Source organism: Pseudomonas sp., from assembly GCF_051660785.1.
Classification (GTDB): domain Bacteria; phylum Pseudomonadota; class Gammaproteobacteria; order Pseudomonadales; family Pseudomonadaceae; genus Aquipseudomonas.
Genome location: NZ_JBOFQE010000077.1, coordinates 1 through 3,160, shown reverse-complemented (window position 1 = coordinate 3,160; position 3,160 = coordinate 1). Strand labels below are relative to the sequence as shown.

Genomic DNA, 3,160 nt, shown 5'->3' with positions numbered 1-3,160 from the left:
AGCTCAGACCAACGCGCGACCTACCTGACGTCGTGGTTGCACGAGTACAACTGGCATCGCCCGCATGCCAGCCTGAGTTATTTGCCACCGATTAGCCGAATAGCATCCGTGAACAACGTGGTGGGTTTACACAGCTAGCCTGCTGGCGATAGCGATTTATCCGTCAACATTGTTTTGACTGATGAACCGCTATCGCCAGCAGGCTAGCTCCCACAGGAGATGTATTTCACTTGAACTGATCGTTACCACGCGGAGCGTGGGAACGATCATCAGGCTTCAAAAAATCAATAGAACTTCTGGCTTCGCGCAAACCTCATAGCTAACAAGTCCCCCCATTTTGGTAACAACATGGATCTTGTTATCGCACGTCCTGAAGGTTTGTACTGCCCCGCCGGCGATTTCTATATCGACCCGTGGCGGCCGGTCGAGCGTTCGGTCATCACTCACGCACACGGCGACCATGCCCGCACCGGCAACCAGCATTATCTGGCGGCCGCCCCCGGCGAAGGGATTTTGCGTGCGCGACTGGGCCAGGACATCAGCCTGCAAACCCTGCCCTATGGCGAGCGCTTGCAGCACCATGGCGTTACCCTGAGTTTCCACCCCGCCGGGCATGTCCTCGGCTCCGCCCAAGTGCGCCTGGAATACGGCGGCGAAGTCTGGGTGGCGTCGGGGGATTACAAAATCGAGCCCGACGGCACCTGCACGCCCTTCGAACCGGTGCGTTGCCATACCTTCATCACTGAGTCGACCTTCGGCCTGCCGATTTATCGCTGGCAACCCCAGGCGCAGATCTTTTCCGAGATCAATCAGTGGTGGCAGGCCAACGCCGCCGCCGACAAAACCAGCGTGCTGTTCTGTTATTCCTTCGGCAAGGCACAGCGGATTCTCCACGGTATTGACGCCAGCATCGGCCCCATTTTGGTGCATGGTGCAGTGGAACCGCTGAACCGGGTGTATCGCGAGAGCGGCGTTTATATACCGCCAACGATTTACGCGGGCGATGTCCTGAAAAGCGACCCGATGATGCGCAAGGCGCTGGTCATCGCCCCGCCATCGGCCGGCGCCAGCACCTGGATGCGCCGGTTTGGCGAATACAGCGATGGCTTCGCCAGTGGCTGGATGCGCTTGCGGGGTACCCGGCGCAGACGCGGTGTCGATCGTGGCTTCGTGTTGTCCGACCACGCGGACTGGCCCGGTCTGCTCTGGGCCATCGAGCAGACCGGCGCTCAACGGGTGATGGTCACCCACGGTTCCGTCGGGGTGCTGGTGCGCCATCTGCGCGAACAGGGCCTCGATGCCATGGGTTTCAGCACGGAGTATGGCGACGATGAGGAAGACAACGCCTCCGTCGAAACCGAGCGCGCCGAGGTGGCGTCATGAAGGCCTTCGCCGAGCTGTATGCGGACCTTGACGCGACCACTTCAAGCAACGCCAAACTGGCGGCCATGCAGTCCTACTTTGCCCAGGCTGCGCCCGAAGACGCCGCGTGGGCAGTGTACTTTTTGTCCGGCGGACGACCTCGGCAGTTGGTGCCGGTACGCGTGCTGCGTGAGCTGGCCGTCGAGTTTTCCGGTCTTGAGCCATGGCTTTTCGAGGAAAGTTACCAAGCGGTCGGCGATCTGGCGGAGACCATTTCGCTGGTTATGCCCGAAACCCTCCACAGCTCGACCGACGGCCTGGCGGTGTGGATTGAAGAGAAACTGCTGCCACTGCGCGGCGAGTCCCCGGAGGTCCTCGCCCAACGACTGCCCCCGCTCTGGGCGCAACTGGATCGCCACAGCCTGATGCTCTGCATCAAACTCATTACCGGCAGTTTCCGCGTTGGTGTTTCCAAGCTGCTGGTGACGCGCGCCCTGGCGGCCATGGCCGGGCTCGACAGCAAACGCGTGGCCCAGCGACTGGTCGGGTACACCGACCTGTCCAATCGCCCGAGCGCGGCCAGCTACCTGAAATTGATCGCGGCCGAATCGTCCGACGAACATGCCCAGCGCGGTGGCCAGCCTTACCCGTTTTTCCTGGCCCATGCCTTGTCGCAACCGGTCGAGCAATTCGAAGCGGTGCTCGGCCCGGCGAGCCAGTGGCAAGTGGAATGGAAGTGGGACGGCATTCGCGCTCAGGTGGTCAAGCGGGACGGGCACCTGTGGATCTGGTCACGCGGCGAAGAACTGGTGACCGAGCGCTTCCCCGAACTCGACAGCCTGTTGCACGGCCTGCCCGACGGTACGGTGATCGATGGTGAAATAGTCGCCTGGAAAAGCCCTCGACCCAACACCGAAGACGCCTTCAACCCGCAATCGCCGGCCACTCCCGCGGTAATGCCGTTTGCCCTGTTGCAGCAGCGGATCGGCCGCAAAACCCTGGACAAGAAAATCCTCGAAGAAGTACCGGTGGTGGTCCTCGCCTATGACCTGCTGGAATGGCAAGGCGAGGACTGGCGCAGTCAGCCTCAGGTCAAGCGCCGCGCTCAACTGGATCAACTCGTCGCCACCTGCAACAGCCCGGTATTGCTTACGTCACCGGTGCTCACCGGCGAAGACTGGTTCGACCTCGCCCGCCAACGCGAAGCCTCCCGCAGCCTCGGCGTCGAAGGCATGATGCTCAAGGCCCGGGATGCGCTGTATGGCGTCGGCCGTACCAAAGACATGGGCGTCTGGTGGAAATGGAAAGTCGACCCCTTCAGCGTCGATGCGGTGCTCATTTATGCGCAGCGCGGGCATGGTCGCCGGGCGAGTCTCTACAGTGATTACACCTTCGCGGTCTGGGACGGCCCGCCGGACGCCAGCGAACGAACGCTGGTGCCGTTCGCCAAAGCCTATTCCGGCCTGACCGACGCAGAAATGCGCCAGGTCGACAGCATTGTGCGCAAGACCACCGTGGAGAAATTCGGCCCGGTGAGCAGTGTGAAACCGAGCCTGGTGTTCGAGCTGGGGTTCGAAGGCATTGCCCTGTCGAAACGCCACAAGAGCGGGATTGCCGTGCGGTTTCCGCGAATGTTGCGGTGGCGGCAGGACAAGTCGGTCGAGGAGGCTGACAACCTCGCGACGCTGCAGGATTTACTGGGCTAACCCAATCCCTGTGTAGGAGTGAGCCTGCTCGCGATAGCGGTGTATCAGGTAACACTTTAGTGTCTGACATCCGCTATCGCGAGCAGGCTCAC

The 3,160-nt window shown here is 61.5% G+C and carries 3 protein-coding genes; all 3 read left to right on the top strand.

The genetic code is table 11. From position 1 onward, the window contains the following. On the top strand, positions 1 to 138 hold a 138-nt coding region (locus tag ACRC4F_RS20610), incomplete at its 5' end, for an integrase core domain-containing protein (protein ID WP_438658206.1). A 210-nt stretch (positions 139 to 348) separates the two neighbouring features. Next, positions 349 to 1,383 (top strand): ligase-associated DNA damage response exonuclease, encoded by a 1,035-nt coding sequence (locus tag ACRC4F_RS20605; protein ID WP_438660999.1) that lies wholly within the window; start codon positions 349 to 351, stop codon positions 1,381 to 1,383. Continuing rightward, positions 1,380 to 3,068 carry an ATP-dependent DNA ligase gene (locus tag ACRC4F_RS20600; protein ID WP_438660998.1) on the top strand — a complete coding sequence of 563 codons (1,689 nt, stop codon included), beginning with the start codon at positions 1,380 to 1,382 and terminating at the stop codon, positions 3,066 to 3,068. Before ACRC4F_RS20605 ends, ACRC4F_RS20600 begins: the two co-directional genes overlap by 4 nt. Positions 3,069 to 3,160: the final 92 nt, after the last annotated feature.